7 protein-coding genes are annotated in these 6530 nt (G+C 64.9%); 5 read left to right on the top strand and 2 right to left on the bottom strand.

The genetic code is table 11. From position 1 onward, the window contains the following. The 4 genes from EOA24_RS23725 to EOA24_RS23740 form a co-directional block, all read left to right on the top strand. A partial coding sequence (locus tag EOA24_RS23725; RefSeq protein ID WP_127410122.1) for an HlyD family efflux transporter periplasmic adaptor subunit occupies positions 1-674 on the top strand: 674 nt, incomplete at its 5' end. After that, complete coding sequence (locus EOA24_RS23730) at positions 671-1591, top strand: ABC transporter ATP-binding protein (protein WP_126080271.1); 921 nt, start codon at positions 671-673, stop codon at positions 1589-1591. The genes EOA24_RS23725 and EOA24_RS23730, both read left to right, overlap by 4 nt. Beyond that, positions 1588-2724, top strand: coding sequence for an ABC transporter permease (locus tag EOA24_RS23735; RefSeq protein WP_126080272.1), 1137 nt, complete (start codon positions 1588-1590; stop codon positions 2722-2724). The genes EOA24_RS23730 and EOA24_RS23735 overlap by 4 nt, the downstream gene beginning before the upstream one ends. A gap of 70 nt (positions 2725-2794) precedes the next feature. Beyond that, positions 2795-3319: a hypothetical protein gene (locus tag EOA24_RS23740; RefSeq protein ID WP_126080273.1), complete on the top strand. Its 525-nt coding sequence runs from the start codon at positions 2795-2797 to the stop codon at positions 3317-3319. Positions 3320-3364: 45 nt separating this feature from the next. Here the strand turns inward: EOA24_RS23740 and EOA24_RS23745 are convergent, their stop codons facing one another. Continuing rightward, the gene (locus EOA24_RS23745) at positions 3365-4342 is read right to left on the bottom strand and encodes a threonine/serine dehydratase (RefSeq protein ID WP_126080274.1); all 978 of its coding nucleotides are present in this window, start codon (positions 4340-4342) and stop codon (positions 3365-3367) included. A 432-nt stretch (positions 4343-4774) separates the two neighbouring features. After that, positions 4775-5098, bottom strand: coding sequence for a hypothetical protein (locus tag EOA24_RS23750; RefSeq protein WP_126080275.1), 324 nt, complete (start codon positions 5096-5098; stop codon positions 4775-4777). Between the two features lie 181 nt (positions 5099-5279). On the opposite strand from EOA24_RS23750, the gene mbfA reads away from it, so the two are divergent. Beyond that, positions 5280-6263 carry an iron exporter MbfA gene (gene mbfA / locus EOA24_RS23755; protein ID WP_126063482.1) on the top strand — a complete coding sequence of 328 codons (984 nt, stop codon included), beginning with the start codon at positions 5280-5282 and terminating at the stop codon, positions 6261-6263. Positions 6264-6530 lie beyond the last annotated feature (267 nt).

The following is a 6530-nucleotide window of genomic DNA, read 5'->3' on the forward strand; positions in this document are numbered from 1 at the left end:
GTTCGGAAGAGATCGCCGTGCTGAAGGCCGAGGTCGACATGGCAAAAGCCCAGGCCGCCGACGCCAAGCGCAAATATGACCGCGCCAGCGACCTCTACAAGCGCGGCACCGGCACGCAGGCCGACTACGACACCGCCTCGGCCTCGCTGGAGACGGCCAACGCGCAGGTCGGCCAGGCGGAAGCCAATCTCGCCGTCGGCAACCTGCCGGCGCGGCCCGAGACGATCAAGGCCGCCGACAACCAGGTCAAGCAGGCGCAGTCGGCCCTGCGGCAGGCTGAGTGGCGGTTGTCGAAGCGGGTGCTGATGGCGCCCTCGCCCGGACGCGTCAACGACGTGATCCGCAATCCCGGCGACACGGCCGGGCCGACCGCACCGGTGATCTCGATGCTGCCGGACGGCGCCGTGAAGCTCAGCGTCTATGTGCCCGAAAGCGCGTTCTCGTCGGTCAAGGTCGGCACCGCGCTCAGCGTCCATTGCGATGGCTGCGGGGCAGGGCTGAAGGCGCGCGTCAGCTATGTCTCGCCCGATCCCGAATTCACACCGCCGGTGATCTACTCGCTCGAGAACCGGCAGAAGCTGGTCTATCTCGTCGAGGCGCGGCCGGAGGGCGATGCCGGGCCGCTGCAGCCCGGCCAGATCGTCGATGTCGATCTCGCGGATATGGGGCAATGAACGCCATCGACGTCCGCGGCCTGGTCAAGCGCTTCGGCGACAAGACGGTCGTCGACCATGTGACGATGACGGTCGCCGAAGGCGAGATCGTCGGCTTCCTCGGGCCGAACGGCTCGGGCAAGACGACGACCATCCGCATCATGTGCGGGCTGCTCACGCCGGACGAGGGCGACGGCACGGTGCTGGGCTTCGACATCCGCACCGACGCGCTCAGGATCAAGCGTGAAGTCGGCTACATGACGCAGAAATTCTCGTTCTACGAGGATCTGACGATCGGCGAGAACCTCGAATTCGTGGCGCGGCTCTACCAGCTGAAGCCGGTCGAGCACTATGTGGCGAGGACATTGGAAGAGCTCGGCCTGGCGAGCCGCCGCAACCAGCTGGCCGGCACGCTTTCCGGCGGCTGGAAGCAGCGGCTGGCGCTGGCGGCCTGCATCATGCACAAGCCGAAGCTGCTTCTGCTCGACGAGCCGACGGCCGGCGTCGATCCCAAGGCGCGGCGCGAGTTCTGGGACGAGATCCATCGCCTGGCCGGCGGCGGGCTCACCGTGCTCGTCTCCACCCATTACATGGACGAGGCCGAGCGCTGCCACCGCATCAGCTACATCTCCTACGGCAAGATGCTCGCCGCCGGCACGGTCGACGAGGTGGTGAGGAATGCCGGGCTGACCACGTTCGTGCTGCATGGGCCGGGGCTCGACCAGGTCGCCCAGGCGCTGCAGGGGCGGCCCGGCGTCGACCAGGTGGCGCCGTTCGGCGCGACACTGCACGTCGTCGGCTCCGACAAGGCAGCGTTGGAAAAGGCGCTGGCCGACGTCGAGAAGGAGCACAAGGACGTGACGGTGACGCCGGGCGAGACCAGCCTCGAGGATGTGTTCATCCAGTTCATGTCCGGCTCGAAGGACAATATGGCATGAACGCGGTCTTTTCCTTCGCCAGGCTGGGCGCGCTGCTCACCAAGGAGTTCATCCAGATGCGGCGCGACCGCATCACCTTCGCCATGATGCTGGGCGTGCCGCTGATGCAGCTCGTGCTGTTCGGCTTTGCGATCAACAACGACCCGAAGAGCCTGCCGGCGGCCCTGGTGGCGACCAGCAGCGATCCCTACACGCGGGCGATGGTCTCGGCGCTGCAGACCACCGGCTACTACCGCTTCGACCATGTCGCGCAAAGTGCCGCGCAAGCCGAGTTCCTGATGGCGCGCGGCGACGTCTCCTTCGTCGTCACCATTCCCGCCGATTTCGCGCGCCGCGTCGAGCGCGGCGACAACCCGCAGATCCTGATCGAAGCCGACGCCACCGACCCGTCCGTCGCCAGCGGCGCCATCTCCACGCTCAGCACCGTTGCCGGCCAGGCGCTGCTGCGAGCCCAGGGCACCCAGGACGCGGCCAGGGAAGCGGCGCGCGGCCAGCTCGATGTTGTCGTGCACCGGCGCTACAATCCGGAAGGCGTCTCGCAATACAACATCGTGCCCGGCCTGCTCGGCGTAATCCTGCAGATGACCATGGTGATGATGACGGCGATGGCGCTGACCCGGGAAACCGAGCGCGGCACGATGGAAAACCTTCTGGCCATGCCCTCGAGCCCGCTCGAGATCATGCTGGGCAAGGTGCTGCCTTACCTGGTGGTCGGCGCGGTGCAGGTGGTGGTGGTGCTGGTGGCGGCGAAGCTGCTGTTCGGCATCCCCTTCGTCGGCAGCCTGACGCTGCTGCTCTCCTCGGTGCTGGTCTTCGTGCTTTCGCTGGTGCTGCTCGGCTACACGATCTCGACCATGGCCCGCTCGCAGATGCAGGCCATGCAGCTGACCTTCTTCTTCTTCCTGCCCTCGCTGCTGCTCTCCGGCTTCATGTTCCCCTATCGCGGCATGCCGGGATGGGCGCAGAGCCTTGGCGAGATCTTTCCGCTGACGCATTTCCTGCGCATCACCCGCGCGGTCATGCTCAAGGGCGCCGAGCTGCCGGCGGTGGCGACGGAAATCGGCTGGCTGGCGGTGTTCGTGGCGCTGTTTGCCGGGGTCGCGCTGGTGCGGTTCAGACGGACGCTGGATTGATAGGCACCGCCGGCGCGGTAGCCGAGACTATAGAGTGCATCGCCTGTGACGGGCCAATTCAGGTTGATAGATGCTGCGGGGCAAACTTCATATCCTTCCTTTGATCACGGGCAAGAAAGACATGCCCTTGCGTGTCGGAGCCGATCTCGGCCCAGTCCAGAAGCACCTTGGCTTCCCGAAATGGCTGTATGTCTATCAGAATCAGCCCTGCGGCTTTCTTCTTGGCTATGGCGACCTGGAGATCGACATTCTGACCCGCCGGAATCGGGCTCGCGTCAACCGCATCAGCATCAAGCTGTGGCACATGCCGGACGTCGCCAAGTCTTTACCTTTGAAGTGGAGCGGAAACAGCCAAATCGATCTCGATGGCTTCAGCCCAGCCATGAGACTTTCCTCCGCCAAGGCGCTGCTTACTGATCTCGGCCTTCACAGCGAAGAGTACCAAGTCGACAGTGCCTCCGAAACAGTGCGCCGCCTTGTGCTTCCCCATACGGAATTGCATTTCTTCCGAGGACCGGAAGAACCGATCCTTATGGAGATCCACTTCCTGACCTCAGAGGAAATCCGGCGAACCAAAGGTGATTGGGCCTTTTGAGCCACACAAGCTGAAGGCCTGACGCTTGTGGTAGGCGCAACAGTCCTACGCGGCCGTCATGATCTCGGCATAGGTACCGAAATCGACATTGCCGCCGGACAGGATCACGGCGACGCATTTGCCGGCGAGGTCGATCTCGCCGGAGGAGAGCGCGGCAAACGCGACGCAGCCGCCGGGCTCGACCACAAGCTTGAGATGGGCCATGGCGTCCCGCATCGCCTGGGCAGCGGCTTCGTCGGACACCGCGATGGCGCCGGCGAGATTTTTGCGGTTGATCTCGAAGGTGATGGCGCCGGGCTCGGCGGTGAGCAGCGCGTCGCAGATCGAGCTGTGGCCGGGATCGTTCGCGACCCGCTCGCCCTTGGCGAGCGAGCGGCGCGTGTCGTCGAAATGCTCCGGCTCGACCGCCCAGACCTGCGTATTGGGCGAGGCGTCCTTGACCGCGACGGAGATGCCACTCGAAAGGCCGCCGCCGCCGCAAGGGATGACGACGGCGTCGAGCGCCACGCCCAGCGCCTTGGCCTGCCGCATCAATTCCAGCCCGATCGTGCCCTGGCCGGCGATGATGGCCGGATCGTCGAAGGGCGGCACCAGCGCCATGCCTTGTTCGATATAGGGGCGCACGACCGTCATGCGATCCTCCTTGAAACGGTCGAACGTCACCACCTCGGCGCCCATCCTGCGGACATTGCCGATTTTCATCGCCGGCGCGTCGGCCGGCATGGCGATCACCGCCTTGACGCCGAACAGGGCGGCCGACGCCGCCACGCCCTGCGCATGGTTGCCGGACGAGAAGGCGACGACGCCGCGGCTGCGCTCTTCCTCGCTTAGCGTCGACAATTTGTTATAGGCGCCGCGGATCTTGAAGGAGCCGGTGCGCTGCAGCGTCTCCGGCTTGAACAGGATGCGGCCGCCATGGCGCCTGTTGATCTCCGGCGATTCGATCAGCGGCGTTTCGACGATCAGGCCGGAAAGCCGCTCGGCGGCGGCGCGGATGTCGGATATGCCGGGCAGGGTGGTCATGGCGGGCCTTGCGAAAGAACGCGATCGCCCATGGTGCACGCAAAAGGCCGGCGCGCGCCAACGAAAAAATGTGACGGGGACAAGGTTTGGCGGTGGTGCGCTGGCGCGCCTTCACCTTCGTCGGGAGTTTTGGCTACCGCCAATCGCAAAAGGCTGATGCTGTCCCGGGTCGCTGGGCTTGTCTTGATACTGGACGAGAAAGCGCTGTGGCTGAAAGTGGCGCCGGGCGGAGCGGGCGCTGTTGGCGCGACCTATGCGATTAGCCGAGTCGCCTATTCCTTCGTCACACTCGGGCTTGACCCGAGTATCCATGCCTTGACCTTTGCGGTACGCGCGACGGTGCAGAATTCTGTAACCGCTGCAACGCCTTAGCGTCACGGCATGGATCGGGAATGTGGCCACGGCCAATCGCGGTCCTTGCGAACGCCCCGCTCACCCCAGCAGCGTTGGCGTCCGCTTCTTGCCGCCGAGCTTGCGCCAGGTGTTGAAGCGGTGGGTGGCGGCGGCGAAGGATATCTTCATCTGCTGGGAAACCGTGTAGCGCGACTTGCCTTCGTCGAACATGCGGTAGCAGCACTCCGCGCCCTCCTCGGTCAGCTTGCCGTCCGGCGTCTTGTTGTGCGGGTTGGCGGGATCGAATTTCTCGAGCTGTTCCTCGACCAGGCCCTTCAGGCGCCGCAGGTCGGCCTCGATGCTGGCGATGAGATCGAGCACCGGCTTGGCGTCGAATGCGTGCGGCGGCTTCTTCTCCGTCATTGCGTTGGTCTCCTTCGATTTCGGCTGTCGCGTCAATATAGGTTAACATTCGGCAATAATGAAGGGGCCGCTCCGAGCACGCCTGGTCATCCATTTTTGCGCGCGGCCCGTGGCCTTCGCAATTGACGTTGGGTGCTTGAAACCATAGTTTAGAATCATTCTAAACTAGAGTGATCCCATCATGCTTTCCCGTGTTTTCGGCTTCGGCCGCCGTTCCTTCGATTCGCTGTCGGAGCAGGAGATCCTGGCGCTGGCGATCTCCTCCGAGGAGGATGACGGGCGCATCTACCGCGCCTATGCCGATGGCCTGGCGCAGGACTTTCCGCAATCGGCCAAGGTGTTCGAGGCGATGGCCGAGGAGGAGGACGGCCACCGCGACTCGCTGATCGAGCTGCACCGCAAGCGATTCGGCGACCGCATTCCGCTGATCCGGCGCGAGCATGTCAGGGGCTATTACGAGCGCAAGCCGGACTGGCTGGTGCGGCCGCTCGGCATCGAGCATGTGCGCCGGCAGGCCGAGGACATGGAGCGGCAGGCCTACCGCTTCTATGTCGAGGCCGCCAAGCGCACCACCGACGCCTCGACGCGCAAACTGCTCGACGATCTCGCTCTGGCCGAGCAAGGCCATGAGAGCTCGGCGCACGAACTGGAGCAGCAGCACGTGCCGGGTGCGGTCAAGGAGGAGGAAGCGAGCGCCGAGCAGCGCCAGTTCATCCTCACCTATGTGCAGCCGGGGCTGGCCGGGCTGATGGACGGCTCGGTGTCGACGCTGGCGCCGATCTTCGCCGCCGCCTTCGCCACCCATGCGACTTTCCAGACGTTCCTCGTCGGCCTCGCCGCCTCGATCGGCGCCGGCATCTCCATGGGTTTCACCGAGGTCGCCTCCGACGACGGCAAGCTGTCGGGGCGCGGTTCGCCGCTCAAGCGCGGCCTGACCGTCGGCATCATGACGACGCTGGGCGGGCTCGGCCACGCGCTGCCTTACCTCATCCCCTATTTCTGGACGGCCACGATCGTCGCGGCGGTGGTGGTGTTCTTCGAGCTGTGGGCGATCGCCTTCATCCAGAACCGCTACATGCAGACGCCATTCTGGCGCGCCGCCTTCCAGGTGGTGCTGGGCGGCGCGCTGGTGTTCGGGGCTGGCGTGCTGATCGGGAACGCCTAGAGCAATTCCAGGAAAAGTGTGAGCGGTTTTCCGTCCGGAATTGCGTAAAAACAAGGAGGTAGAGCGGTTCGCCGTTTCCGTGAAACGGTGAAACGCGCTAAGCCGCGCCCTACTGCGTCAGCACCGTTTCCGAGGGGCGCTGGTTGTAGTCGCACTTGCCGGTGGTGGTGTAGAAGAAGTCGGCGTTGCTGACATCGGCGGGCACCGGGTTGCCGCCGTCTTCCCAAGCCTGGTAGCCGGGCTGGCCGCAGGGCACCGCGGTGAAGA

It is taken from the genome of Mesorhizobium sp. M2A.F.Ca.ET.039.01.1.1 (assembly GCF_003998035.1).
GTDB lineage: Bacteria > Pseudomonadota > Alphaproteobacteria > Rhizobiales > Rhizobiaceae > Mesorhizobium.